At 67.8% G+C, this 26,229-nt stretch carries 21 protein-coding genes and 8 pseudogenes; 9 read left to right on the top strand and 20 right to left on the bottom strand.

What is annotated here, in order from left to right:
- Positions 1–124 precede the first annotated feature (124 nt).
- A complete protein-coding gene (locus ACFZDC_RS38580; RefSeq protein ID WP_391331341.1) occupies positions 125–784 on the bottom strand; it encodes an IS701 family transposase in 660 nt (219 codons plus the stop codon).
- Here ACFZDC_RS38580 and ACFZDC_RS38575 point away from each other — a divergent pair.
- Positions 758–1,969, top strand: a complete 1,212-nt coding sequence (locus ACFZDC_RS38575; RefSeq protein ID WP_391331369.1) for an IS110 family transposase — start codon at positions 758–760, stop codon at positions 1,967–1,969. The genes ACFZDC_RS38580 and ACFZDC_RS38575 overlap by 27 nt on opposite strands.
- An 8-nt stretch (positions 1,970–1,977) precedes the next feature.
- Here the strand turns inward: ACFZDC_RS38575 and ACFZDC_RS38570 are convergent.
- The 5 genes and pseudogenes from ACFZDC_RS38570 to ACFZDC_RS38550 form a co-directional block, all read right to left on the bottom strand.
- Positions 1,978–2,454: pseudogene (locus tag ACFZDC_RS38570) on the bottom strand (transposase); the annotation flags it as partial.
- A 7-nt stretch (positions 2,455–2,461) separates the two neighbouring features.
- Positions 2,462–4,564: an ISAzo13 family transposase gene (locus tag ACFZDC_RS38565; RefSeq protein WP_391331339.1), complete on the bottom strand. Its 2,103-nt coding sequence runs from the start codon at positions 4,562–4,564 to the stop codon at positions 2,462–2,464.
- Positions 4,506–5,384: pseudogene (locus ACFZDC_RS38560) on the bottom strand (IS256 family transposase); the annotation flags it as partial. The pseudogene ACFZDC_RS38560 and the gene ACFZDC_RS38565, both read right to left, overlap by 59 nt.
- Positions 5,385–5,528: 144 nt before the next feature.
- Positions 5,529–7,148 carry an ISL3 family transposase gene (locus tag ACFZDC_RS38555; RefSeq protein WP_391331338.1) on the bottom strand — a complete coding sequence of 540 codons (1,620 nt, stop codon included), beginning with the start codon at positions 7,146–7,148 and terminating at the stop codon, positions 5,529–5,531.
- A gap of 106 nt (positions 7,149–7,254) precedes the next feature.
- On the bottom strand, positions 7,255–8,166 hold the full coding sequence (locus ACFZDC_RS38550; protein WP_391331336.1) for an alpha/beta fold hydrolase: 912 nt from the start codon (positions 8,164–8,166) through the stop codon (positions 7,255–7,257).
- 114 nt (positions 8,167–8,280) lie between these two features.
- Here ACFZDC_RS38550 and ACFZDC_RS38545 point away from each other — a divergent pair, with 114 nt between their 5' ends.
- The 4 genes from ACFZDC_RS38545 (at position 8,281) to ACFZDC_RS38530 (ending at position 12,093) form a co-directional block, all read left to right on the top strand.
- Positions 8,281–8,901, top strand: a complete 621-nt coding sequence (locus ACFZDC_RS38545) for a TetR family transcriptional regulator C-terminal domain-containing protein (RefSeq protein ID WP_391331334.1) — start codon at positions 8,281–8,283, stop codon at positions 8,899–8,901.
- A complete protein-coding gene (locus ACFZDC_RS38540) occupies positions 8,898–9,494 on the top strand; it encodes a GNAT family N-acetyltransferase (protein WP_391331332.1) in 597 nt (198 codons plus the stop codon). The genes ACFZDC_RS38545 and ACFZDC_RS38540 overlap by 4 nt, the downstream gene beginning before the upstream one ends.
- 426 nt (positions 9,495–9,920) lie before the next feature.
- Positions 9,921–10,595, top strand: a complete 675-nt coding sequence (locus ACFZDC_RS38535; RefSeq protein ID WP_391331331.1) for a diguanylate cyclase domain-containing protein — start codon at positions 9,921–9,923, stop codon at positions 10,593–10,595.
- A gap of 514 nt (positions 10,596–11,109) precedes the next feature.
- Complete coding sequence (locus ACFZDC_RS38530; protein ID WP_391331329.1) at positions 11,110–12,093, top strand: MFS transporter; 984 nt, start codon at positions 11,110–11,112, stop codon at positions 12,091–12,093.
- Positions 12,094–12,148: 55 nt separating this feature from the next.
- Here the strand turns inward: ACFZDC_RS38530 and ACFZDC_RS38525 are convergent.
- Positions 12,149–13,066: pseudogene (locus tag ACFZDC_RS38525) on the bottom strand (IS701 family transposase); the annotation flags it as partial.
- Between ACFZDC_RS38525 and ACFZDC_RS38520 the strand changes: the two are divergent.
- Positions 12,962–13,327, top strand: a complete 366-nt coding sequence (locus tag ACFZDC_RS38520; RefSeq protein ID WP_391331380.1) for a hypothetical protein — start codon at positions 12,962–12,964, stop codon at positions 13,325–13,327. The pseudogene ACFZDC_RS38525 and the gene ACFZDC_RS38520 sit on opposite strands and share 105 nt — an antisense overlap.
- Positions 13,328–13,521: 194 nt before the next feature.
- On the opposite strand, the gene ACFZDC_RS38515 is transcribed toward ACFZDC_RS38520, so the two are convergent.
- The 12 genes and pseudogenes from ACFZDC_RS38515 to ACFZDC_RS38460 form a co-directional block, all read right to left on the bottom strand.
- Positions 13,522–13,728 carry a hypothetical protein gene (locus ACFZDC_RS38515; RefSeq protein ID WP_391331328.1) on the bottom strand — a complete coding sequence of 69 codons (207 nt, stop codon included), beginning with the start codon at positions 13,726–13,728 and terminating at the stop codon, positions 13,522–13,524.
- Positions 13,729–14,371: 643 nt separating this feature from the next.
- Positions 14,372–14,972 (bottom strand): annotated as a pseudogene (locus ACFZDC_RS38510) (transposase).
- Positions 14,969–15,145 (bottom strand): annotated as a pseudogene (locus ACFZDC_RS38505) (winged helix-turn-helix domain-containing protein); the annotation flags it as partial. The pseudogenes ACFZDC_RS38510 and ACFZDC_RS38505, both read right to left, overlap by 4 nt.
- A gap of 99 nt (positions 15,146–15,244) precedes the next feature.
- Positions 15,245–16,570: an IS110 family transposase gene (locus ACFZDC_RS38500; RefSeq protein ID WP_391331326.1), complete on the bottom strand. Its 1,326-nt coding sequence runs from the start codon at positions 16,568–16,570 to the stop codon at positions 15,245–15,247.
- Between the two features lie 222 nt (positions 16,571–16,792).
- Positions 16,793–17,141: pseudogene (locus ACFZDC_RS38495) on the bottom strand (helix-turn-helix domain-containing protein); the annotation flags it as partial.
- A gap of 625 nt (positions 17,142–17,766) precedes the next feature.
- Positions 17,767–18,036, bottom strand: a pseudogene (locus ACFZDC_RS38490) (serine/threonine-protein phosphatase); the annotation flags it as partial.
- Positions 17,982–18,221: a hypothetical protein gene (locus ACFZDC_RS38485; RefSeq protein ID WP_391331378.1), complete on the bottom strand. Its 240-nt coding sequence runs from the start codon at positions 18,219–18,221 to the stop codon at positions 17,982–17,984. The gene ACFZDC_RS38485 and the pseudogene ACFZDC_RS38490, both read right to left, overlap by 55 nt.
- A gap of 296 nt (positions 18,222–18,517) precedes the next feature.
- Positions 18,518–18,829, bottom strand: coding sequence for an SCO5918 family protein (locus ACFZDC_RS38480; RefSeq protein WP_391331325.1), 312 nt, complete (start codon positions 18,827–18,829; stop codon positions 18,518–18,520).
- A 6-nt stretch (positions 18,830–18,835) separates the two neighbouring features.
- A complete protein-coding gene (locus tag ACFZDC_RS38475) occupies positions 18,836–19,285 on the bottom strand; it encodes a CBS domain-containing protein (protein WP_391331323.1) in 450 nt (149 codons plus the stop codon).
- 51 nt (positions 19,286–19,336) lie between these two features.
- Entirely contained in the window at positions 19,337–20,851 is a 1,515-nt protein-coding gene (locus ACFZDC_RS38470) for a DEAD/DEAH box helicase (RefSeq protein WP_391331321.1), read from the bottom strand.
- Positions 20,852–21,165: 314 nt separating this feature from the next.
- On the bottom strand, positions 21,166–21,369 hold the full coding sequence (locus ACFZDC_RS38465) for a cold-shock protein (RefSeq protein ID WP_007387007.1): 204 nt from the start codon (positions 21,367–21,369) through the stop codon (positions 21,166–21,168).
- A gap of 464 nt (positions 21,370–21,833) precedes the next feature.
- A pseudogene (locus tag ACFZDC_RS38460) lies at positions 21,834–22,241 on the bottom strand (hemolysin III family protein); the annotation flags it as partial.
- Between the two features lie 385 nt (positions 22,242–22,626).
- On the opposite strand from ACFZDC_RS38460, the gene ACFZDC_RS38455 reads away from it, so the two are divergent.
- Positions 22,627–23,187 (top strand): hypothetical protein, encoded by a 561-nt coding sequence (locus ACFZDC_RS38455; RefSeq protein WP_391331318.1) that lies wholly within the window; start codon positions 22,627–22,629, stop codon positions 23,185–23,187.
- Between the two features lie 494 nt (positions 23,188–23,681).
- Here ACFZDC_RS38455 and ACFZDC_RS38450 read toward each other — a convergent pair whose 3' ends face one another.
- On the bottom strand, positions 23,682–24,017 hold the full coding sequence (locus ACFZDC_RS38450) for a MerR family transcriptional regulator (protein WP_391331316.1): 336 nt from the start codon (positions 24,015–24,017) through the stop codon (positions 23,682–23,684).
- A gap of 925 nt (positions 24,018–24,942) precedes the next feature.
- Here ACFZDC_RS38450 and ACFZDC_RS38445 point away from each other — a divergent pair.
- Together ACFZDC_RS38445 and ACFZDC_RS38440 are read left to right on the top strand one after the other, a co-directional pair.
- Positions 24,943–25,332 (top strand): ATP-binding protein, encoded by a 390-nt coding sequence (locus tag ACFZDC_RS38445; protein ID WP_391331314.1) that lies wholly within the window; start codon positions 24,943–24,945, stop codon positions 25,330–25,332.
- A 45-nt stretch (positions 25,333–25,377) separates the two neighbouring features.
- Complete coding sequence (locus ACFZDC_RS38440; RefSeq protein ID WP_391331312.1) at positions 25,378–25,983, top strand: hypothetical protein; 606 nt, start codon at positions 25,378–25,380, stop codon at positions 25,981–25,983.
- Positions 25,984–26,229: the final 246 nt, after the last annotated feature.

Below are 26,229 nucleotides of genomic sequence, written 5' to 3'. Positions count from 1 at the left end.
CCCTTCGCCCCGTCGCCGCAGGACAGCCGCTGCCAGGCGTCAACGGGTGCTTCGCCGATGAGCTCATCGATGCGCCGATCCCGGCCAGGGACTTGATCTGCTGTGACTTGGGCACCGCGACCACTTAGCCGACGTCGAGTTGCTCGAGCAGGCGGCGGAAGTGCCAGTCCTGGCCGTAGGCCTCGTCCGCGGTGACCCAGGCGGCGGGCAGGCCGGAGTCCAGGCAGCGGCGCACGATGTCCCGGGCCGGTTCGCCCTTGGTGACAAAACCCTTCTCGTCTGGGATTTTCGCCGCCCGGCAGCGCTCGCGATCGGAGGTCCAGGACTTGGGCAGGTAGAGCTCCCGGTCGACCAAAGCCCGGCCCGAGCCGGTGGCGTAGGCGGCGAACACACCGATCTGACAATTGTCGATCTTTCCCGAGGTGCCGGTGTACTGCCCTCCCACCCCGGCCGACGTGCTGCCCTTCTTGATGAAGCCGGTGTCGTCGATGATCAGCACTCCGCCCGGGCCGAGCCGTTCGGCGACGTAGTCGCGGACATCGTCCCGGACCGCGTCGGCGTCCCACCGGGCGCCGTTCAGCAGGTGCTGCAGACCTGCCGGGTCGCGGTGGCCGGCCCACTCGGCCAACTGCCAGCCGTTCTTGCGTCCCACCGGCGTCAGCAGACCGCGGACATAGTCCCGCATCCGCCGGCGCAGATCCACCCGGACGAACCGGCCCGCCACCCGAGCGAACACCGACTCCAACTCACCGTGCCACTGGTCGACTTCAGCTATCGCCTCCATACCCGGACTGCGGGTACGGACATCGGCAAGACCCATCACCATTGCGTGGTTCTGAACGCGGAGGGCGAACGACTGCTGTCGCGGCGCGTCCTGAACGACGAGCCGGAGCTGCTGGCCCTGCTCGCCGACGTACTTGCCCTCGATGTGGATGTGGTCTGGGCGGTCAACGTCGCCGATGGCATGGCCGCCCTGTGGATCAGCGTGCTGCTCAACCACGGCCAGCGCCTCGTCTACATACCCGGCCTGGCCGTCAACCGGGCCTCGGCCGGCTACCGGGGCATGGGCAAGACCGACGCCAAGGACGCCACCGTCATCGCCGATCAGGCCCGGATGCGTCGCGACCTGACGGTCCTGCGGTCGGACGACGAACAAGCCATCGAGCTGCGGGTCCTTACCAGCCGCCGGGCCGACCTGAACGCGGACCGCACCCGCAGGATCAACCGTCTGCGCGGCCAACTCACCAGTATCTTCCCTGCCTTCGAGCGAGTTCTTGACCTGACCAACGTCGGACCACTGATCCTTCTGACCGGCTACCAGGCCCCCTCCGCCCTTCGCCGGACCGGCGGAAAGCGGCTGGTGACCTGGCTGCGCAATCGCAGCGTGCGCAGCCCCGAGGCCCTCGCCGAGGCCGCCCTGGAAGCAGCCGAACGCCAGCACACCGCCGTCCCCGGGGAGAAGATCACCGCGCAGGTGATCCACACCCTGGCCAAGGAGGTGATGAGCCTCAACGAGCAGATCAGCGAGATCGACAAGCTCATTGCGGCCCGGTTTCGCGACCACGAACTCGCCGAAGTGATCTCCAGCATGCCTGGCATCGGTCCGCTGCTGGGCGCCGAGTTCCTCGCGGCCACCGCTGGCGACATGAGCCGCTACGGCACCGCCGACCGCCTGGCCAGCCTCGCCGGAGTCGCTCCGGTCCCCCGGGACTCGGGCACCATCAGCGGTAACCTGCATCGGCCCAGGCGCTACCACCGCGGCCTGCAACGTGTCTTTTATACCTCCGCGCTCATCAGCATCCGCAGCTGCGGCGACTCGCGCCGTTTCTATGAACGCAAGCGCGCTGAAGGCGAGCGGCATACCCAGGCAGTCCTTGCCCTGGCCCGTCGGCGCGTGAATGTCCTGTGGGCTCTCATCCGTGACGGACAGTGCTACCAAGCCCACCTCCCCGTCACCGCTACGGCTTGACAACATCATTAGGAGGTGAGTTCGGTGGGCAGGCTGGTGTCGTCGTTTTCTGACTCGATCGGGTGGAGGCGGCCCTTGGCGAGGAGGTCGAGTCCCATGTAGCGGCGGGCCTCGGTCCACTCGTCGTTCTGTTCGGCCAGCACGGCGCCGACCAGGCGGATGACGGCGGTGCGGTCGGGGAAGATGCCGACGACGTCGGTGCGGCGGCGGATCTCCTTGTTCAGCCGTTCCTGCGGGTTGTTCGACCAGATCTGCCGCCAGATCTCGCGCGGGAAGGCGGTGAAGGCCAGCAGGTCGTGCTGGGCGGCGTCCAAGTGGGCTGCGGCCTTGGGGAACTTTGCCTCCAGAGCGTCCAGGACGTGCTGCATCTGAGCCTTCACGGCGTCGGTGTCGGGTTGCTCGAAGACGGTCCGCAGCAGCGTGGCCACCCAGGGCTGGGCCGATTTCGGGACCTGGCTGAGCAGGTTGCGGGCGTAATGAACCTGCACGTAATCAAGTTGTTGGTTGTGTTGGCGTGTTGGATTTCGTGGCAGTGCTGGCGAGGAGGGCTTTGACAGTACGGTGCGTCACCGATGCCGGCGGGAAGGTGATTCCGTCCTCTTCCAGCAGAGGGCGGACGTCGCGGAAGGCGTTCGTGAGAGTGCCTCTGGTGATCTGAAAGAGCTCGGTGAGGACTCCTCCGGTGCAGACCTTTCGGTCCATGAGCACGGTGGCCAGGACGCGCTCAGCGTCGGTGATCTTTTGTCGGAACACCCCGGCGCGGGTTCCGGGCTGGCGGTGCCCGCCGCGCTGCGTGAAGCGCCGTCGTTCGACCAGCGCGGCCTGCCGTTTCGAGAGTTGGTCGATCAGGGCGTGGAGGTCAGCGCGGCTCATGCCGGTCAGTGCCGGGTCGCAGAGCTGTTCCGGGAGCGCGGGCCGGACTTCGGTGGGTGACATTCCGGTGTGCAGGAACGCCACCAGGTGATCCGGCTTGGTGAACCGGACTGCGGAGAGACCGACAGCGGTGCCGGCGTCGTCCAGCAGCCGTCGTGTGTCGCCGATGGCCTTGCTGATGGTGCGGTCGCTGAGGGCGAGCATGTCGTACAAGACCTTCTGGGAACAGACCTGCCGCAGGTAGAGCACGGTGATCAGCACCTTGTCGGGGCCGGTCAGCAGGGCGCGGCCATGGTCGCCGGGTGCCTTGCGCCGTCGTCCGCCGCGGTGCTGGTAGCAGCGTTCTTCCCGCTGTGCGGCCTGCGCGGGAGCCAGCCGGCCGCTCAGCGCGGCCAGCTCTTCCCGCGTCATCCCGGTCAGCAGCGGGTCGGCCAGCATCTCCAGGAACTGGGTGCGGGCCGTTTCCCCGGGCCTGCGAACCGCTTCGTGCTCGCTGGGGGCCGGGCCGTCGGGGTGGATGGTGTAGTTCCAGGTTCCGCGCTCGGGGTGCTGCTCGATCGGGAGCGAGTCCAGGTACGCCTTGCTGACCGTAGTGCCTGTGGGATAAGAGCCCGGGTCAAGTTCCGCTTCGACCTGTAGCCCGGTGCGGGTCCGCGTCGCGGCGATGGTCTTGACGACCACTTCGTGGCTGGTCAGCGGGCGGCCACGCCAGTTCATTGCGATATGGGAGAACAAGCGGTGCTCGACCTTGTTCCATTTCGATGTGCCGGGAGGAAAGTGACACACCGTGATGGCCAGGCCCGTCTCGGCCGCGAAGGCGGCCAGTTCGGACTTCCAGACCCGGTAGCGGTAACTGTTGGAGCCACCCGCGTCCGCGGTGATCAGCAGACGGGTGGCGTGCGGGTAGTCATGGTGCCCGCGGGCCTGCCACCAGCGACGGATGGAGGCGACCGCGAAGGTGGAGGTGTCGTGGTCGACGCCGACGTTGACCCAGCCGGTATCGGCGGTCAGGTCGAAGATGCCGTATGGGATGGCCGCATCGCCCTTCGGGCCGGTGAAGAAGCTGTGGTCCTCCGCCTGGACCGGGTCGCCCTTCGGCCGCCACTGGCGGCCCACGTTCGGCAGCTGGCCGAGCATCTCCTTCTTCTTCGTGTCCACGCTGATCACCGGCTCGCCGTCAGCTTGATAATGCTTGACCTGATCGTTGATGTATCGGAACTGGCCGTCTCGGTCCGGGTGTTGCTTGCCCTCCAGCATCTTGGCCTGGGCCTGCAGGCTGAACCCGTTCTCCTTCAGCAGCCGGCCCACCGTCATCGCCGAGACGGGGTGACCCTGGCGAGTCAGTTCCTGGGCCAGGCTCCGCAGCGATTTCGTCGTCCAGCGCAGCGGCGACATCGGATCGCCTCGCTCGTCCGGCTCGACCAGCGCCATCAGCGCGGGAAGCACCCCGGAGTCGACCTCCTCGGCGCGCTTGCGTCCCCCGCCTGGCCTACGTACCCGCCCTTCGGAAAGCTCGAGCTCGTCGGACTCCAGCTCGAGGACGCCTCGGCGGACCGTCGTCTCGCTCACCTTGGCGGCACGGGCGACGGCCCGGATCCCGCCATGCCCGAGCAGCCGGGCCTCCGTCGCACACATCAACCGGCGCTGCCGCTCGTTCAGATGCGGCAGCAACACCTCGAATCGCACGGCGAGTTGGCCGTGCACCCCCTCCGGGAACGCCATACCAGATCAACGACGCCAGCAGACGGAAGCGACACCTTGTTTCTCTACGGCTCCAGTGAACCCTGCAGCGCTGGTAGGCGGCCCCGAGCATGACCTTGCGAATGGCCTTGACCAGCCCTAAGTGGTGGTCGATGACGAGCCGGACTCCGGTCAGACCGCGTTCGCGCAGGTGACGCAGGAACTCGGTCCAGAACACCTCGGTCTCGCTGTCGCCGACCATGACTCCCAGCACCTCGCGGCCGCCGTCCTCGGTGATCCCGGTGGCGATCACCACGGCACGGGAGACGATCTGGTGCTCGACCCTCGCCTTGCAGTAGGTCGCGTCGAGGTAGACGTACGGGAAGCGGACATGGTCCAGGGGCCGAGCACGGAACGCCGTCAGTTGGCCGTCCAGGTCCTGGCAGATCCGCGAGACCTCGCTCTTGGATATCCCGGTGTCCGCGCCGAGGGCCTTGACCAGGTCGTCGACCGACCGCGTGGACACGCCGTGGACGTAAGCCTCCATGATGACCGCATACAGGGCCTGGTCGATGCGGCGGCGCCGCTCCAGCAGCGCGGGGAAGAAACTCCCCGACCGCAGCTTGGGGATCGCCAGGTCCAGGTCGCCGGCCTGCGTGCTGAGCGTCTTGTCCCGATGGCCGTTGCGAAGCGCGGTGCGCGTCTCGGTGTGCTCGTTCCACTCCGCGCCGATCCGGGCCGTGGCCTCGGCCTCGATCAGCTCCTGGAGCATCCGCTCGGCCACACCACGGACGAGTTCGAGCCCGTCCGCCGAACGTAGTGACTCAAGCAGCCGGAGTAGGTCATGCTGAGACAGGGCCACCCTGCACCTCCCGCGTTGAACTGCCCGTTCACTACGGAGAGTTGCACGGTGGCCCACCCTGCGGGCAGGGAGCGAAAGCCTCATCGGCACACGCCCCGGCGCACTCCCTCACCTTGATCGGCTACACCACGACAAGGGACGCCATCACAGTGTGGCCAACTGGGATGTCAGAGTGGCCAAGCAGCGGGTTGTGACCGCGCTTCCGTGACGGCTACGGCTGGAGGAGGATGCGGCTCTGAGCAGGGTGAAGGAGGCTCGGCCGTACATCTGGCGCTTGATCGTCTTGATTCTGTTCACGTGACCCTCAACGGTGCCGGAGCTGTAGGACAGGGTGAGACCAGCGGTGACGGCCGGGAGGTCCTGACGGACGGAGCTGGCAAAGACGCCGATGGCCTCGGGGCCGCGCACCTCAGCTTTCTGGATCCAGTCTCGGAGAAGGTGGCCTTGGCGGTGACGGACCATGGTCGTGAACTCCCGTGCGAGGTCGCAGGCGGCGGTGATCTCCGGACAGGCGTTCCGCACGGTTTCCAGTTGTGCGGTATCCGAGGGTCGGAGGGTTTCCTGCGGGCGCATGATCCATGAGGTGATGGTGCGAGGGCTGGGCATCGTCGCTTGGGTGGGGATGGCTACGCCCTTCCTGATGGTGCTCACGTAGCGGTTCACGACGTGGTAGCCGCCGGTGTAGCCGAGCGCGAGCAACTCGCGGTAGAGCTGCATGGAACTCGTACAACCGGCCCTGAAGCGGTGCTGTACATAGTCAGCGAACGGGTCGAGTACACCTGCGCCCCGGTCGCGTGCCGAGGCGAGGAGGTCTTCAAGGCCACTGTGTCGGTAGCGCCGTACCGTCTTGCGGTCCAGTTGCAGGCGGCGACCGATGGCGCTGAGGGACAGCCCCGTGGCGGCCAATTCGTTGACGTCTGCGTGGCGTTGGCGCACGCGATCCAGGAGGGGAGTCGCTGGGGCGGCCGACAGCGGTCCTGCTTCCGTGGTGGCGTGTCGGCGCAGGCATGCGCGGTGTCGGCGGCACGTCTTCTCCACGGCCGTCGATAGGTTTTGGAGGAGGTGCCAGCGATCGGCGACTTCCAGAGCGTCGGGGGCCGCCTGTCTGATGGCCTTGGTGAAGGCCATCAGGCGGTCACGGCACACGATCTCGGCGCCGGGGTGCTCCTGGAGCCAAGCGGCAACAGAGCCGGTCTCGCGGTCAGGCAGGACATCTACGGGCCTGGAGGTCTCGACGTCGACGAGGACCGTGCCGTAGGTCCGCCCTTTACGGAACGCGAACTCATCGATGCCCAATATCCGCGGTGCCTGGGCCGGCACGGGCGGAGCGACCAGCTGACTCAGCAGAGCAGTCCGTCGGCCCGGGAGTCGCAGCTTCGCGCACAGACGCTGGCCCGGGCGCCCACCGAGTTCCATCGCCACCGCCTTCATCGCCGACCGTGCCGCCGGTGAAGAACGACGACGTGATTCGGTCAGGCCCGCCACCTGTTCCACGAACGTCCGGCGTGGGCACTGGATCTGATCACAGAAGAACCGGCGCACGTGCAGACGGACGATCAGCCCCCGCCCGCCGACGGGTAAGTCGGATATTTGACGCCAATACCGGCTGTGAACCCGCGTGGCAGGATGCCTGCACCGTGGACACCTGCCCGGCGGCCCGCATCCCGCCGCGTCGACCACCAAGTTGCCATCGACGGTCATGAGCTGCCGCACCGTGAGGTTCAGGCCCGGCACAAGGAGGTCTTTAAGCGTCTCCACTCGCATGACGGAGGGATCCCCTGGTGGAACGATCCTGCAGTCCGGGCGCTACCGGCCCAGGCTCTGGCCGGCCGTCCCTCGGCACTGTCTGGCCCGTCGGCGTGGGCGGTTGTCAGTCGACGGAGACCATGAAGTCCAGCATCCTGCGGTTCATCTCCTCCGCGTGGTCAATCTGCGGCCCGTGGCCCGTGCTGGAGATGATCTCGGCTCGGGCACCGGGGATCAGACGCGGCACACGCTCCGCCTGCCGCTGCGGGTGCACGAGGAGGCTTCGCTTGCCGAGCGCCAGATAGAGCGGAGTCCGGATGGTGGACAACTCCTCCTCGGACAGGGGAAGCGGCGCCGGACGGCGTATGCGGTAGGCGCGAACCGCCGCTCGGATCATCGCGCGCAGTTCCGGCACGACGAGGACCGGCTGTTCGAGCCAGGCCGCCAGTCGCGGGCGGAACACCTTGGGCGCGAAGGTCGCGAAGAGGCTGGCGAAGATCCAGACGAAGAAGCGCAACCCCACCTTCTCCAGGCCGCCGGGGTCGAGCAAGGTGACCGAGGCGAGGCGACCGGGCCTGCGGTGCGCCTGGTTCAGGGCAAGCCAGCCACCGTAGGAGGAGCCGACGAGGTGGACGCGGTCGAGTCCGAGCCCGGCGAGCGTCTCATCCAGCCACTGCGCCGCATGTTCGGGCTGGTGGATGGGTTCGCGCTGCACGCTGCGACCGGGATCGCCCAGGGTATCGATCGCGTAGACCGGGCGGTCTGCGCTGAGAGCGGGGGTGTTCGGGTACCACATGGCGGAGCAGGAGCCCGCCCCGTGCACCAGGACGACGGGGGTGCGGTCTCGGACAGCCTCGTTCGCGGAGCCATAGCGGTAGACGTGCGTCGTACCGAAGGACGTCTCCACGTCCTCTTCCGCGAGCGCGGGCGCCCCCAGTGCGTAGACCGCATCGCAGGCCGTGAAGTAGCGATCCCGCCAGGCATCGCTCACATAACGGCCGACATCAGCCTGGGGTCGGGCAGCGGTCTCGGGCATGGCCACCTCCAGCGTTCCGGTTTTGTGATACGAACGTACCACGGAGTTGGTACAGATGTATCATCAAAGGGTTCCATGGGAGCCGCAGCGGGAACGACGAGCGGAGAACGGCCGATGCCCAAGCGCGTGGACCACGCAGAACGGCGCACCGAGATCGCTGAGGCCCTAATCCGGGTCGCCGGCCGACGCGGGCTGCATGCCGTCGGCATGCGCGATGTGGCAGCGGAGGCGGGCGTATCGCTGCGGCTGGTGCAGTACTACTTCCAGACCAAGGAGAAGTTGCTGCTTTTCGGGCTCGAGCTTCTGGCGGAGAGATTCGGGGAACGGGTCTCCGCCCGGATACGGGCCGCCGGGAACAGTCCAGGTCCGCGCGCGATCGTCGAGGCGCTGCTGATGGCGGCGCTGCCGACAGACGACGAGAGCCGCACCTTCCACCACCTCTACACCTCATACGCGGTTCTGGCCGTGAACGACCCGGCGCTCGCGGCCCAGCCCTTCATCAAGAACCCTGATGCCGCCGAAGACGCCCTGAGCGAACTCCTCCGGCAGGCGCAGGAAGCGGCACTGCTTGAGCCCGGGGTGGACCCGCAGTTGGAGGCAGCCGGCCTGCTTGCCATGTCTGCGGGACTCGGCACGAGCATCCTCGTCGGCCAGCGCGGCCCGGAGTCCGCGACCGCGGTCCTGGACCACCACCTGAGCCGAATCTTCCGCACCGGTAAGGCGGTCTTGACATGAGTGACCGGAGCCCAGCAGCCGTCGAGCTGCGGACCGCCCGGCTGTTGCTGAGACGTCCAACCGCAGCCGATGTCGACGCGATCTTCGCCGTCCACCGCGATCCCGGGACGTGTACCCACAACCCGTCCGATGCGCTCGCCCGGTTCGAGGAAGCAGAGGCGCTCTACCAGCGTTGGGACAACCAGTGGCAGCAGTACGGATACGGGTACTGGGTCGTCCGGCACCACGGCTCCGCCCAACAGCTCGGATTCTGCGGAATCAAGCCCATGGAGCTGCACGGGGCCCCGGTCCTGAATCTTTTCTACCGCTTCGCCACCTCAGCCTGGGGCCAAGGCTTCGCCGGTGAAGCCGCAGCCGCGGTTGCCACCTGGGCATCCCATCACCTGCCCGACCTCCCGCTGATCGCCCGCGTTCGACCGGCCAACGTTGCTTCTCAGCGCGTGGCGGTACGCGCGGGGCTCAGCCGAGCACAGCATCTCGACACCGAGGGATACGACGGATTCGACTGGATCTACATCGCCCAAGACGCGAACAGGGCCACAGACGGGCGCGGTCACACACCAGGACTCCGAGAGCCAAACGAAGCTCCCTAATTGATGGCCGCCACATACCCCTGTCGAACCGATCTCACTGCCAGGGCGTAGCCATCACGGAAGCGCGGTCACAACCAAGCAGCGTGCTCAGTCACAACGGCCTACACGTCTTCACCGGCATCGCCGACTCCCCCGCCGCGGCCCTCCGCCGCGCGCACGAGGTGTACGACGCCGCGCTCGCCTCGCACACCGCCGGACTCGAGATCCCCGGCAGCAACCGGACAGCTGGGGAGCGCGCGGGCTTCGGCCCGGGTGGCAGCTGGAATGGGCCGCCGCGAAAGCCGGCCTCTGGCACAACCCCGTTAGCTGGACCAGCCGTAGCGACTTCGAGCTGTAGCTCCGCCCCGGGACAACCGCTGTGCTTGGCGGCCTGACGGCTGCCCCGGGCCCATCCATCCCGTACCAGACGAGACGGAGAACCCAAGTATGTCCCCCCTCCTGCGCCTTCAGGGCTGGATCGGCCGGCGCACCCCCTTACTGACCGCCGCCGTGCCGTTGACCGGCTGGGCGGTCCACGCGGTCGCGCTTCACAAGCAACTCGCCGCCACCCGCCGCGACCCGCTGACCGGCCTGCTGCGCCGCGACTCCTACACCGCCCGCGCCCGTCGGCTCCTGTCCCGCCACGGCGACCACGTGGCCGTGGTCCTCATCGACCAGGACCACTTCAAGGCCGTGAACGACACGATGGGCCACGCGGCCGGCGACGCCGTCCTGACCGCGACCGCCGCCCGGCTCACCGCATGGGCGGGTCCGCGCGCATCCGTCGGCCGACTCGGAGGCGATGAGTTTGCCGTCGTCCTCCAGATGCCCGCCGAGCGCCTGGAGCAGCGCCTCGGGCAGCTAATCCGCATGCTGCACACCCCCGTCGTCCTGGACGACGGCCGCACCGTCGACGTCGCCGCCTCGGTCGGCGCCGCGACCCCGCACGCGGTCCGATCCTACGACCTGACCGTGCTGCAGCGGACCGCCGACGCCGCCCTGTACGACGGCAAGCACTGCGGCCGCGCGGCCGTCGCGGTCGCCTCGCATGCCGCGGGGCCGTCCATCAACGGCCGCCGTGCCGGCCGTCCGGGCACCAGCATGTGGGGGCGAGCCGCATGAGCATCGCGACCCTGTCCGAGGGCGACTAGATCTGGCGGCAGGTCGTGCGCGAACCGGTCTCTGGTCGCCTCGCCGATCCCGTGATGCGGATCGAGGTGCGTGGTTGCCGCCTCAGGGTGTGGGAGCCGGCCGCGTGATGGGGCCCGTGAGGGTACGGGCCCAGCCGATATTGGTGGCGCCGCGTATCCCGAGGGGCCCTGTGGGACGGGAGTTTAGGTGTTTCGTGCCGCCGGTGCCTCGTGTGGTGGCCGCCCCTTCTTCCTCCCCCAGGCAGGCACTTCGACATGACCATCAGTGCTCCGCAGGTCGCGCTCCCCCGTCCGGTGCGTTCTGCGCCGTCGTCCCGCACCGTCATTGCTACGCTTTTGGGCGCCACACTCGTCCTGAAGGCGTTCGGGTTCGCCTTCGATTTCCTCGGCTACTCGTCGGCGCGGAGCATGGCACCACCGCAGCGGGCGTGGTGCTGACCCTGTTCGGGATCGGCTAATGCATCGGGCAAGGCGTCTGCGGGGCGATGACTGACCGGGTGGGGCAGCGCACCACCTTGAGCTTGTGGCTGGTGGCATCGGCTACCGCGTGCATCGCTCTGGCCGTGGTTCGCACACTGCCTGCCGTGATGGTCCTGGCGTTCTGTCTGGGCTGCACCATGGAGGTCCAGCGCCCGGCGGTGTCCGCGGAGATCAACGAGCGGGTCACCAGTGAGGCCGGCCGCACCCGTGCCCAGAGCTGGATGTACTGGGTGACGAACGTCGGCGTGTCCGTGAGCGGCGGTGTGGGCGGCTATCTCGCGCATAGCCACGGCTATCGGATCCTGTTCGTCCTCAACGGCCTGGCGTGCGTGGCCGCCGCGGTCATCGCCCGCCGGGTGCTGTCGTCGCGGCCCGCCCAGGCGCCTTGCGCTGCGGCGCCGCTCACCTACCGGCAGGTCCTTTCCGACCCTGCGCTGCGGTGGATCGCAGTCGCCGCCGGCGGTGCCATGATCAGCGCCTACGGGTTGGTCAGTGTGCTGCCGCTGGTCATGAGCGCAGACGGCCTGCCCCCCACCGCCTACGGCACGGCGATGATCGCCAACACGGTGGCCGTCCTGATTCTCAGCCCGCCGCTGACACGCCTCCTGGTCGGCCGGGACGAACGCCTGCGCTGTGACATGGTCCGCCGCCTCAAGGCCGCCGAAGACCAGGGCCGGCTGATCAGCAAGCTCACCAGTTATCTCCGCCCCATCGTCCTCGTGGTCGACGAGGTGGGCTACCAGCCGCTGGAGCGGGCCGAAGCGAACCTGGTCTTCCAGGTCATCTCCAAGCGCTACGAGAAAGGCTCCATCATCCTGACCTCGAACAAGACCTTCGGCGAATGGGGCCAGGTCTTCGGCGACGAGGTCCTGGCCACGGCGATCCTCGACCGCCTCCTGCATCACTGCGAGGTCGTTTCGATCAATGGCAACAGCTACCGGCTCAAGAACCGCCTCCAGGCCATCGAGCGGGACACCGACGTGGCCTGAGCGGTGGTGCACATAACTTCGTACTCGGTGGTGCACTCACACGAGTACGCGGACAGACCTGTTGCTCGTCGAGTCCCGCCAGCCCCTTCTCGGCCTGGAAAGTCTCTTCCACCCGCCACCTGGAGCCGGCGACGCGGACCAGGAGAGCCGGGGGCGTGGGCTCGATGGAATAGCAGCGGTAGTAGGCGAGTTCGCCGGTAGTGCGGTTGCGGCGGATCAGGAGCTGGCGGTGGCACGGAGCCGGGTCGGCGACGATGACGGCCCAGTCGTAGAGGCGGTGCCCCTTCGCACCAGGTCCGGCCGAGAGGTTTTGCCAGGCCCGCTTCGGCACCTTCTTCGCCAGGGCATCGGCGCGAAGCTTGCCCGCACTCGTGGTCATTTCGGCCGAGCAGGCCACGTTGAGGACATAGCCAATGCCGCGTTCCTCCAGCGCCGTCCGCAGTCTCGGGTTGCCGCCGTAGACCTCATCCCCCGTGACCCAGCCGACACGGTGCCCGGCGGCCCAGAACCGCTCGATCATCGTGCGGGCCAGTTCCGGTTTGGTCGCGAAGACAATGTCCTCGCCGAGCCCCGCCGCCCGGCAGCGGTTCGGGTCGCATGTCCAGGAGCGCGGGATGTACAGCTCCCGGTCAACCGCAGCGTGTCCCCGCGCGCCGGCATAGACGAGGTAGACAGCGACCTGGGAGTTTTCGATCCTCCCGGCCGTGCCGGTGTACTGGCGCTGGACGGCGACGGTATGGGTGACCTTCTTCACATCACCGGTCTCGTCGACGACCAGCACCGCGGCCTCGTCGTGGAGGTGCTCGACGACGTATTCGCGCACGTCGTCGCGGACAGCATCGGCGTCCCAGGAGGCCCGGCACAGCAGGTGCTGCATGTCCTACGGGCTGGCCTCCCCAGCCCACTTGTCCGCGATCTGAAGGCCTACGCCGGAAGCGCACCGGTTACCCGGCAGTCCAGCAAGAGCCGACACGTCACCCACCGCCGGATCAAGAGCAGCCGCCTGGCCGCGACCGGCCGGCACTGGGCATTCGCTGCGCTGACCGCCTCTCCCGGAGCCCACGCCCACTACAACCGCCGACGCAGCAGCGGCGACCGCTATCACGCGGCCCTCCGCAACCTGTTCAACCGCCTGCTTGGCCAGCTTCACCACTGCCTGACCAACCATCAGAAATACGACGAAGCCATCGCCTTCAACCAGCCGGCGTGTTCCCCACTCACGGCGGCCGCTTGACCCGATAGCTGCATGGGGTCTCTTGTCGGCACGAACCGTGTGGGGGCGGGTGCGCGGGTGGCCCGGTCCGAGCCTGGGCACCCGGATACGCCCCAGGACCACTTGGAATTGCGGGGAGTCACCGCGTTGCCCGGCCGTGATCACCAGTGACATCGGCTTCTGGGCCTGCTCGACTGCCAGATGGAGCTTGGTCGTCAGGCCGCCTCGGGAGCGTCCGAGTCCGTGGTCGTGCCCCGCTGTCCGGCCGGGATCAGCACCGTCAGAGGCTTCTGCCCCTGCTCGACGGCGAGGTGGATCTCGGTGTGGTCAGCCCGCCCCCGGGAACGTCCGAGACCATGGTCGGCCGTCTCGACCGCGATGCCGCCGGGCGGCTCCTTTTGCAGATCCCCTTTTCGACGCACCGGCGGCATGCTAGTGAGCCCGGCATACAATGGGGTCGGCGTTCGCTGGCGCTGGCCGGTGGCCGCGCTGGTGCTTACCACGCGTGGCTGCCCGCCCCGCCCGGCCGAGCCGGCCCGCTCCCCGCACCCGACGACCGGCACGCTGCCTCCCCCGTACCGAGCCCCGCCGGCCCGTCCACGGCCGAGCCCTGTCCGAGCGCACGGCACCCGTGAGTCCGGCGTCGCCCACGAGTCCTCCCCCCGCCGCCGCGGAGCCGCACGACCGAAGATCGACAACCGCAGACGGGAACGTCCGGGGGCAAGCTCCATCGGAGTCAGGACACGCGCACGCTCCCCTGCCCGACGGGGTCGGACCGCATCCTTCGCCTTCCACCGGAAAGACAGGGACACTCCGAATGTGCTCCGTAGTGCGCCTCTCCATTCAGGTGACGATGCCATCAGAATGTTGCGGCATATGCCGGGACCATGGGTTACTCAAGTATCCAACCGGTGGGCAGCCCATCCCTCCCGGGGGGCGTGGCGCTGATACGGCTCGTGGCTGCCTGAAGTTTAGGAGTCACGGACCTATGGGAGCCGCGATGGGCACCCCTGAGGCGGGGGTTGGATCGCCAGTCGGTGCCACCATGTGGCACCGACTGGCTGGTTATTCGGCCCCGACCCACGGCTTGAGCCCTTCGCTGTCGTGGACCGCCGCTACTGACGTTGTCGCCGTGATGTCGTCAAGGTGAGGCCTGCCGATTTCGGCGAGGCACCCGTTGATGAGGTTGCTGCGGTACTGGACTTGGCGGAGACCATGTCGGAGCGTGCTGATGAGGTGGTCGGGGTCGGTGAAGGCGGTGTTGACCTGGCTGCTGCGCCGCAGCAGTGACCAGATGCCCTCGATGGGGTTGAGGTCGGGTGCGTAGGCCGGCAGGAAGGAGCAGGTGATCCAGTCGTGGGTGTTGATGAACTCCCGCAGTCGGCGGCCCTTGTGGACGTTGAGGTTGTCCCACACGAGCACGATGGGTGCGCCGAGCTGCTGGTGTGCGGCTGTGAGTAGGTCGCGGTAGTCGGTCCAGGTGAAACTGCGTCTGCCGCCGCGCTTGTGATCGAGATGCCGCTTGGGCCGGTAGATCAGCTGTGAGCGTTCACCGTGCTTGTAGCAGGCCAGGGCGGCGATGGAGAAGCGGCGCTGGGAGCGTCCCCTCACCTGGATGACGGGTGTGTCCGCGCCGGGCCCAGGTCCGTGTGGTGGGCGGCGTCATCGAGAAGCCGGCTTCGTCTTCGAAACACAGCCAGCCGTCGAGCGCCGCCACGGACCTTCCACCTGCGGCCAGGTCTCCTTCACCCAGCCCGCCACGGCCTCCTCGTCGCGCTCGACCGCTCGGCGGGCCGGGACCTGGTGGCTGAAGCCGTGCCGGTGCAGCATCCGCGCGATCGCCGACGTCATGCTGAACGGAAAATCGAACCATAGCCAGGCAGGCGGCAGGGTCCGTTCTGCGAAGCAGAACGGACGTCGGAGGCGGATACGGAAGGTTCAGGCTGCGGGTGCGAGAGTGACTTGGTGCCCGAGGGCCTGGAGCTGACGGACAAGATCTCGAGTCTTGCGGGCGGTATTGAGATGACGGTGGTGCCATTCAGCACCGAGTTCTTGGTGGGAAGCGTCAGGCTCGCTGAGCAGGTGCCAGGTAATGACAAGCAGCGAGCGAGCGACGGCGACCAGAGCCTTGCTGTGGCCCCGGCGTTTCACGATGCGTCGGTAACGGGCACCGAGGAAGGTATCGGTGCGGGCGGCGGCGCTGGCGGCTTCACCCAGTGCGCCCTTGAGCCAGGGATTCCCCCTGCCGGCCGGACCGGTGGTGTTCGTGGCTCCGGACTGGATGGTTCGCGGACATAGTTTTGCCCACGAGACCAGGTGCTCAGGGGTGGGAAAGCGGCTCATGTCCAGGCCGATCTCGGCGAGGATGATCTGGGCGGTAGCCGGCCCGACGCCGGGGACGGCATCCAAGCGTTCGGCCATGTCCTGAGCGGTCACGTCTGTGTGGTCGGTCAGGCTGCTTCCGCGGTCGTCGTGCGGGGCCGTGGTCTGGCCCATGAGATCGACAATCAGCCGGTCGAGTTCCTGCATCTGCGCGGTGAGATGGTCGACGGTTCCCAACAGCACGCGGAGCAGGCGGGCGTGGTGGTCGTCGAACTGTCCGGTGAGCGCCTCGACGAGGGCTGCCTTCTTCTTCACCAGGTTCCCTTTGGCGAGATCCGCCAGCGTTCTGGGAGTACGCTCCCCGGCGACCAGGGCATCCAGCATCGCCCGTCCTGACATCCCGAAGAGGTCCGAGACGACATCGGACAACTTGATCTGCGCGTCCTGGAGGACTTTGTCCACCCGGTGCTTGTGCCGAGTACGTTCTTGGACGAAGACGGTTCGGGTGCGGGTGAGGTCCCACAGCTGCCGCACCGGCTTGGGCGGAACGAACGAGGCCCGGACCATGCCCCGTTCGGCGAGCTTGGCCAGCCAGACCGCGTCCAGCTTGTCGGTCTTGGGCCGACCAGGGACGTTCTTCACGTCGCGCGCGTTGACCAGCCAGCACTCCAGGCCACGGGATTCCAGAAGATAGAAGAAGGGCCGCCAGTAACAACCTGTCGCTTCCATCACCACCCGCTGGATGCCTTGGCAGATCAGCCGGTCGCCGAGCTCGAGAATCGCGTTCGTGGTGGACGCCACTGTCCAGACCTGCTGAATTCGCCGACCCTCGATGGTGTCGTGCGGGACACGCAGACACACCATCCCGGACGCCTTGGCGATGTCGATCGCCGCGACCCGCGCAACACTTCCGTCGTCGTGGTCCTCGCTCAACTCCTTCACGGGCTTACTCCCCTCGTGCGCCGTGCAGGTAGGGACTGCCCGGAGAGCCTGAGGGAGACGGAGAAGCTGAACGGCGTGTTCGAGACGACAGTGTGCGGCCCCTCAGGCGGCTCTCTCACCAGACTCTTGTGCGGGCTCACGGCCCAAACATGAAGCGGCGTCGGCGGACAGCCCCGTGCCAATTTTCACGCCCGCGAGGCGTCAACCGCAGGTGAATGGCGGACTCTTGTGGAACCGGCGCCCGATCAGCGTCTTGATCCGCGCCAGCGTCCACGTCTGGTCCGGCCAGCCGTGTGCGACCGGCCCCTTGGCGAGCTCCTGCTCGAGCACGGTGAACAGGGCCTCACTCAGCTTGGGCCGTGAGGCGGGCCCGGCAGAGCGCAGCCCCTCGGTGCCGACGTCCTGCCAGGCCCGGCGCCAGCGCTGCACCGAGCGCACACTCACCCGTAAGTCCTTGGCGACCTCGGCGTTGGCGACACCCGCAGCGAATCGCTCCACGGCCTCCCAGCCGGATCCGCTCGCGAAACGCCTGCTGTTCAAGCGTCAGCCCACCACCCTGCGGATATCTCACACAACAGGCATACCGCGACGATCACACATCGTCAGCCCCCAACGACAAGACGTCGCAAAGATCATAAGTGAGACTAGCAAGTGCAACAGGTGTGGCGGTATCGCCGATTTAGGTGAAGCCTGGCGGTGACTGCACCTGGGACTGGCCAAGAACTCGGCGCAGCCCTCCTCCGGCCGTCGTGACCACCTGCCCCACCGGTGTGGGCGCGGGGCCGCGTAGGACCGATCTGGGGACGCACTGGCCAACGGGCTGGGTCCTGCGGAAGCTGGGCGGGGGCCGCGGGCCCGGCCGGGCTATCGCCACGCCGCGGATTGTGAGGAAGCTCCTGGCCGCGCGCAGGTACTGATCTTGGATAAGGCACTGGCCGTCGCAGAGCATCCGGGCACCCGGCTGTGCTCCTGTGCGGTGCGGCCGCCGAATTGGACCCCAGGCTCAAAGGATTCGACCATGGTGTCGACAGTTGATCCGGAAGGTGACGAGATCAGCCGGTTGGTCAGCTCTACCGTGGCGCGGTACCACCAGAAGATCAAGGCGAGGAACGCTTGGTCATGCTCGCCTCGCTGACCGGCGTTGCGGTCTCGCAGGAAGCCCTTGGTGGTGTGGGACCCGCCATGCGGCCCAAAATTTAACGCGCTGCAGCGGTTGGTCCCGTTCTTGACAGCGGTGAAGCGTCGGTGAGGTCGGCGCCGGTGGCGGCGTCACGCTTGGAGTGGCCGGCGCCGTGCCAGTCCAGGCACATGACGGTCGCATCGTCCTCCAGATGACCGTGGTCGGCGTCGACGATCGCCCCGATGAGGGTGCGAGCGGCCTCGCGGGGATGCAGCCCGCGGGTGCGGACGATCAGGTCCGCCAGGTCCAGGCTCCGGGCGTTGCGTTCCAGCATGCCGTCAGCCGCACGACCGAGCTGCCGTTGAAGTCGGTGATCAGGAAGGACACCGACGCCGCCCCCAGGCGCTCCTTGAGCATGCGCGCGACCACATCGAGCGACTCCACGGGCGCCGCGGCCTCCGCTGCCTCCAACGTCCCCGCCAGCGTCAACGCCCCGCCCGCGCGATTCCCGCTTGACCCCCATGCGGTCACGGCGCCTCCTCACTCCTCGACTTGATGCCGCTCAGGACTCGCGTCCCGGACACGCGGGTGCCGGTGCCCAGTCCAGCACCGAACGGGTCATATGGCACCACGTGTCCCAGCCTGCGCCCGGGTATCCAGCCGCCCGGGGCTCACGCTCTCGGACCGTGTGCGGTCAGGTCCAGCCTCCGTGCGCCCTGCGCTACCGCATGTACTTCATGTGGCAGCCAGAAGGATGGCACTGAAGTGCACAGTGACGGCGGCGAAGCTCGCTGGTGCTGCGACGGCGACTCACACCTGTCCGTGGGTCAGACTGCCGCGGGGGCCCCGAGCATCGCGGAAGCCGTTTGCAACGGGCTGGGAACGCGCTCGGGTGCGGCCACTTGGGAGAGGTCGCGGCAGGTGAAGCCGAGCTGGGTCATGGCCCGCAGGACTTCTCCGGCGCTGAAGTCGCGGCGGTCCTGGCGGGTGACGACCTGCCCGACCTGCTTGACGGGGTAGGTGCGACGACCGATGGTCACGGATGCCCCGACGACTTCCTCGGGCTTGACGCCTTTCATCGATTCCAGGACGCCGCTCTTGGTGAGGTCGAAGGGGAAGCGGGCGATGACACAGCGCATGATGCCTCACAGGGAGAAGAACGAGGGGATGGTACTGCCGCGGTCGAGGCGGTCAGCGGCCAGGGCGAGGACACCCAGGGCGTTGCCGTGTTCGTCGACCACGGGCAGGGCATCGAGGCGGCGGCAGCGCATCGCGTGCTCGGCTTCGGCCATGGTGGTCACGGGGGAGGCGAAGGGCCCCGGGTCGACGAGGATGTCCCGCAGCTGGACCCGGTCCGTGTACGCGGAGCTGTCGCGGATCGCGGTGAGCTGGGCGTGGGTGAGAAGTCCGGTGCACACGCCGTCGTTGTCGCAGACGAGCAGGTGTGCGGTGCGGGCGCTTGCCATGACGGACAGGGCCACCTCGACGGTCATGTCGTCACAGACCTGTGGCCCGGCGGTCTCCATGGCGTCGGCCACCGTCCTGGGTACGGGGGCGGCGCGCGTCGAGCGGGGCTGCATCTGAACCATCGTCACAACGTGCCTCCTGCAGAGGTGGGCCAGTTTCGTGGACCTGACACGAAGTCCTTACGCCGCCGCCTTGAACGACGACTGCCGTCCGGTCCTGCGCCGGGCGGCCGAGGCGGGGCTGCGTCGGCCGCGTGAGGACGACGTGCTGCGCTGAAGTCGCTCGGTGACCGGCGCGGTGATCGTCACGGGGATGCCGGAGGGTGTCCGGGCGCCGGTGATCTGGCCGAGGGCCTCTTCGCCGGTGCGGATCTGGGTGGTCTGGGGCGTGATGTCGGCGGCGGTCATGAGGCGGCTCATGTCGCGGCGCTGGTGGGGGGTGACCAGGGTGACGACCTTGCCGGACTCGCCGGCGCGGGCGGTGCGTCCGCCGCGGTGCAGGTAGTCCTTGTGGTCGGTGGGCGGGTCGACGTTGACGACGAGGTCGAGGTTGTCGACGTGGATGCCGCGGGCGGCGACGTTCGTGGCCACGAGCACGGTGACGTGCCCGGTCTTGAACTGGGTCAGGGTGCGGGTGCGCTGCGGCTGTGACTTGCCGCCGTGCAGGGCGGCGGCCCGCACCCCGCTGCTGAGCAGGTCCTGCGTCAAGCGGTCGACGGCGTGCTTGGTGTCCAGGAACATGATCACCCGGCGTTCGCGCGCCGCGATCTGCGTCGTCGTCCAGTGCTTGTCGGCGCCGTGGACGTGCAGCACGTGGTGCTCCATCGTGCTGACCGCACCCGCGGACGGGTCGAGGGAGTGGACGACCGGGTCGGTGAGGTAGCGGCGGACCAGGCGGTCGACGTTGCGGTCGAGGGTGGCGGAGAACAGCATCCGCTGTCCCTCGGGGCGGACCTGGTCCAGGAGCGCGGTGACCTGGGGCATGAAGCCCATGTCGGCCATCTGGTCCGCCTCGTCCAGGACGGTGATCGCGACCTGGTTCAGCCGGCAGTCCCCGCGGTCGATGAGGTCCTTGAGACGGCCCGGTGTCGCGACGACGACCTCGGCACCGCTGCGCAGCGCGTTGGCCTGCCTGCCGATCGACATTCCTCCGACGACCGTGGCGAGACGCAGCTGCACCGAGCGGGCGTAGGGGGTGAGCGCGTCGGTCACCTGCTGGGCCAGCTCACGCGTCGGCACGAGAACCAGGGCCAGCGGCTGGCGGGGCTCGGCGCGCTGTCCGGCGGTGCGGGCCAGCAAGGCCAAACCGAAAGCGAGGGTCTTGCCGGAGCCGGTGCGCCCGCGTCCCAGGGCATCGCGGCCCGCGAGAGTGTTGGGCAGGGTCGCGCCCTGGATCGGGAACGGGACGCTCACACCCTGCGCGGTCAGCGCCGCCAGCAACTGCCCCGGCATGTCGAGGTCGGCGAAGGTTTCGACCGCGGGAAGCGCGGGAGTGATCGTCTCCGGCAGGGCGAACTCGCCCTGGACCACTGCGGGCCGCCGGCCGTAGCCGCCCGAACGGCTCGGGCCCCCGGAACGGCTCGGGGCGGACGATCCGAAACGCCTGCCCCGCCTCGAACCGGCGCCAGTGCCAAAAGCAGGGCCGTCGCCACGGCCGCCGCGGGAAGAACGGTCATTGGTACGTGCGGAGTTCATGGAGAACCTTCCTTGATACGGCACGCATCAAGGAATTCCCGCAGCAAAAGCAGCGCGGGGAACCACAAGAAACGGACCGAATGGAATGCCAAAAAGAATGAGGGGTGCAGTAGATCTGGTGCGGATTGCATCGACGGAATTTCTGACGCCGTATGGACGTGAAATCCCGGACGCCTACCGGTTGCGCCTTGACGAGGCGCGCGTCCCTGGTCGAGGGACCACGGACGCTTCTCGTCCCGCAGGTCGTACCGCTGCGGGAAAAAGTCCGTAGCTGGGGCCCGCTGCGGGCCCCAGCTACGAAGTGCGCGTCAGCGTCAGGCGAGGACGATGTTCTCGGCCGTCGGGCCCTTCTGGCCCGCCGCGATGTCGAAAGTGACCTTCTGGCCTTCGAGCAGCTCACGGAAGCCCTGGGCGGCGATGTTCGAGAAGTGGGCGAACACGTCAGCACCCCCACCGTCCTGCTCGATGAAGCCGAAACCCTTGGCCGCGTTGAACCACTTCACAGTGCCTGACGCCATGTCATATCTCCTCTTGGGCAGTACGCCGAAACCCGCGATGCACGGATACCGGGTCGCCGCGATGATGCCCCGTCCGGAAAACGACCGGCCATACGAAAACGCCGCCAGCAGCTGAGAATACCGGCGAAGACGCTTGAAGTTTGGGAACCACAACTGCAACTGAGATCGACAGTAGCACGAGATGGCGGGCCGAGTTCGGCAAATGTCCCCGTCCTGCCGATTACGGCAACAACACTTTCCGTGCGACGTGTCAAACCCTCACCTCGCGGCCACAGATATTGACCGACCCGAAGCACAGCGTTTCGAGAAAAAGCTGTCGCCGTTAAGCGCTCAAAGGAGCGCGTATTTTGGTGGAGATTTCCTGCCCGGCGAGCACCCCGGTGGCCCCTGCGCCGGTCCCGCCGCGCATCCGGGCCGCTGGTGAGGCGAGCGGGCAGGCCGGCAGGCGTGCAGTGATGTGGCGGTCAGTAGGTGGCCAGGGAAATGGCGATGTAGTGCGCGGCGAAGGCTGCCACGGTCAGCGCGTGGAACACCTCGTGGAAGCCGAACCAGCGGGGTGCGGGGTCGGGCCGTTGGAGGGCGTAGACGACCGCGCCCGCGCTGTAGAGAAGGCCGCCGGCCACGATCAGGGTGAGGACGGCCACCCCGCCGGTGTGCAGGAAGTCGGGCAGGTAGCGCACCGGTGCCCAGCCCAGGGCCAGGTAGCACGGGGTGTACAGCCAGCGCGGGGCTCCGATCCACAGGACCCGGAATGCGATGCCGGCCAATGCCCCCGTCCACACGATCCACAGCAGCACGGATCGCTGGTCCGGCGGGAGGAGCACCACGGCAAGGGGGGTGCAGGTGCCAGCGATGATCAGGAAGATGTTGGCGGGTGCGCGTTCTCTCCCGCGCCGTCCATGTGTGGTCTGCGGGGCAGACCGGCTTCGCGCTGCTCTCCACGATCTGAAACGACGTACACCCGCTCGACCTCAGCGGTGTCACGCGACATGGACTCCCGTCCTCCCCCGGACTCCCGGGCACCCCTGGCAAACATGTGTCCATGCTAGGAGATCTCACAGGACCGCCTTTCGAGAGGAGGGTCCGAAAACCAGGCGCCGCCTCGGCCGGGCGCGGGCTCTCTCACGGCGGATGGACCGATGCGGCTCCCAGGTGCCGCCAATTGGGCCGCCCTGAGCCGAGTAGAGCCGCTGGCCCTGGGGAACGATCAGAGCTTCCGAACGGGCACCTCCGCTCGCCTACCCGCAAGGATCGCCGATGCTTCCTGAAGTCCGCCCCCACGTGTCCGCCCCGCTCGCCAACCAGTTGGAACACCAATTGGGCCTCGTTTCCGACCTCGAAGCGCGGCATCTCGATGTGGAGCGTGTCGCCGGCATCGCGGTCGTCGCGGCTGCCCACTCCGGCGGCTACGCGTCCATCGGCCATCTCCTCGGGCTGCTGGCCGCGCTCCCTGCTCCCACCGAGGCAGGCGAACGCTTCTGGTCCAACCTGTGGAGGTCCTCGGGCACCGCCTACCTGCTACCCGCCAACATCAAGGCCGAGGTGCTGCAAGCCCTGACAGGCGAAGGAACCGCCCTGGCCCGTCAGATCCTCTCGGCTGTCGACGAGATGACCCCGCCCCAACGCGCCGCGGCCGGGGATGTGATCGGCCAAGCCCTCGCCGAGTCCGACCATCTCCCCGACCTCAAAACACAGGTCATCGGAGAACTGTGGCTCCGCGATCTCGAACTCACCGCTTGGCACGTCCTGCACGCAGACCGCAGGTCGGACGACCCTGCTGGACGGAAAGCCTTCCTCGAAGCCTGGACGAGCGTCTGAACGTCTGCTCCTCCAAACCGCACGGCAGCCGCACCAGGCATGCGGCGCCCCAGCCGCCACGCCGCGCGCAGCCACGACCTCGCATCCCCTACTCCTCCGGCTTGAACGCTCTCAGCCCACGCCGACATCCCATAACTCTCGGCCGAGGTAGCGCCTCCCCGGGCTGCACCTCAGGTCGCGCAGCTCATGGCCGCGCGACCCCGATCCTGTCTGTGACAGGCCCTCCCACTCGGGAGAGGGGGCCCGCTGTCCGGCCGACAGCACTGCCCGCATGGGCGACGGCAGCTACCGGACGCGGCCATGTCTCAAGCCGTCCAGCCGATGTACGCCTCCCGCAACATGCGCAAAAGCGGAGGTGACCGCCTGGTCCAGCAGCACAGCAGAACGCCCACGCCGAAGACGTGGGCGATGGAGAACTTCCCAACCATGACAGCTGACGCAGGCGCTGCACACCCGTACATCCTGTCAATCTAAGGCAATGATCACGCACTGCGTCAGGCCGCGGGTGCTTTGGGCGCTTCGGCGGCGCGGCGGTGTTCGACGTTGATGCGCTGGGCTTCTTGGAGTTGGTCTTCGAGGATGATGATGCGGCAGGCTGCCTCGATGGGGGTGCCCTGGTCGACGAGTTCGCGGGCGCGGGCGGCGATGCGCAGCTGGTAGCGGGAGTAGCGGCGGTGTCCGCCTGCGGAGCGCAGCGGGGTGATGAGGCGGGCTTCGCCGACGGCACGGAGGAAGCTCTGGGTGGTGCCGAGCATCTCGGCGGCCCGGCCGATGGTGTAGGCGGGGTAGTCGTCGTCATCGAGACGGCCGAGGGAATCGTCTGCTGTCATTGCACCTCTCTGCGGAACGCATGGAGGGGCCCTGGTGCCATGTCGCACCAGGGCCCCGAAGGAACTGCTACACCATCTGCCGGCCCCAGTAATGCGCCGGCCTTCTGTTTCCGCGCGCCCGGCCTGAACGCTGCCGGGGGTGCGGGGATCGCGGATGCGTGACCGGAGACCACCTCACTATCGATGTCCTGCGGTACCCGGACCCACTACTCGTCCGGGCGATCCTGATGGCGCTCGGCTCCTCCGTTCTTCCCTCTGATCTTTCACTTGCCAAACCGGTACTGCGGTACTGCTAGTGGCCTACAACAGCGCCACTCTCCGGCAGCCAGCCCCGTCGCCCGTCCTGCATCTGCTCTGACTTAGAACCCCACTGCCGAACTTCCCGGTACGCGCGCCCGCAGTCAGGCGCCTTTACCGGGGTACCACTCGAAAACTGCACTGCGGTCCTGCTCATGGCGGCCCCTGATCACTGCGGGCCACCCGGTCCGGCCGTCAGTCCCGTCGCCGTCCTGCAACAACCCTGGCTTCGGAACTCCACCGCCACACCGTCCTGCGCACTGCAACTGCGTACTGCTGCCCCGGCAGTTCATCTCTGCCGGGCCCCTCTTGATCTCGGCTACGAGAGAAACCATAACCGGCCTGTCGCCCAATGTCTACTCCAGCCAATACAGATTTTCGTGGGCCTGACTGCGAGGTAGTCGCCCACGAACGGAGCAGCGGACAAGCAGGCGCCTGGCCCCCGGCGGCTGGGCAGCCGCTCCGGTCGGCGCACTTGCGCCTCGTCGCGGATCGCAACACCTCATCCGGCTTCACTCGCGATAGGCCCCGCACCCTGAAGACCGGCCCGGCGCGGTTAGCGGGTCCGAGGCCGGGCAGGGGTGGCGTGTAGGACCGGGCATTGACGATCTAAGACCGGGGTGACCTGATGGACACGGTGAGCGTCAACGCCGCAGCAGAATGTTCCGCGAACGCCGTTGCCGGCGCACGCGATGCCACCCGGGACTTCCTGGAAGCCCTCGGGCAGCAGGAAATCGCACCCGAAGACGCCGACTCCGTCATCCTGGTCGTCTCCGAGCTCGTGACCAACGCCCTGCGTCACGGCGGCGGAGCCTGCACACTCCGCCTGACCGCTCATCCCGACGCCATCGAGGTGGCCGTCGACGACGCCAGCCCGCGGGCGCCGCGCATGCGCACCCCCGACTTGTACGGCGGCACGGGAGGATTCGGCTGGCCCATGGTCAACCACCTCGCCCGCGCCACCGCGGTGACCCCGCGGACAGGCGGGAAGACCGTGAGCGCGCTTCTGGCCCGGTAGCACCAAGGCGACGGCGCAGCCGGCTTCCCGGAGGAGAGGGACGACGTGTTGCACCTGCTGGAGTGCCAGACCGCGGCCGCGGACGCTGGTCGCTGCCACCGGAAGCCGTACACGCACGAGCAGGAGCATGAAACAAACTGCGCACTGAGGCGGCTCTTGGTATTCGCCGTACGACGGCATCTGCTTTACCCGGGCCCGCGCGGCGATTTAGGGCAAATTTCCGGCATGATGCCCGTTATGCAGCAGTTGCCGATCCCCTGCCCTGGCCATCTGATCCCGGACGCCACCGACCGGTTCGATGCTGCCTACCGGGCGGCCAAGGGGCAGGGTGCCGTGTTCGTGGGCATTGAACGCGAAGGTGAGCGGTGGACCGTCAAGGCGGACGCGCTGACTGCCGGCCCGGGCCACGTCGTCGACGACGCCGTGAACGTCGCCATGCGGGCGGCCATCGTCGGCCTGGTCCACAAGCGAGAAGCCGGCTCGGACGCCTTTGCGGGCCCGGTGCACTTCATGCTGCACGGTGTGCCGAGCGAGGGGCGGGCCCGCGAGCTCGCCGCAGCATTCCATGCCGCCCTGTATGGGGATCTGGGGCCGCTGCGCCGTGCGGTGCCCGACGCTGGCGTCGATCAAGACGCTGACGCCGCCGGTTGACGCCTCGGTGACCTGTTCCGTCCAAGGCCACCGAGCGGGTACACACAGGCGTCACGGACAACGGCGATGTGCCGGATGCCGGTGCGGACGGGCCGATCAGATCCGTTTGTGGCCGACCAACGCCGGATGACTGCCCGCCCGGGCACCTGTCTGAAGCTTCCCCTTGATCGTGGACACCTGGAGACTGGGATCTTGAGGTTCCAGAGGAAGTAGCACCAGGTGGGAAGCAAGTACACGAAGCGGTAC

The sequence above is a fragment of the Streptomyces sp. NPDC007905 genome (assembly GCF_042959345.1).
GTDB lineage: Bacteria > Actinomycetota > Actinomycetes > Streptomycetales > Streptomycetaceae > Streptomyces.
Note: the sequence above shows the minus strand (reverse complement) of the source record. Positions and strands in the feature narration are given on the sequence as shown.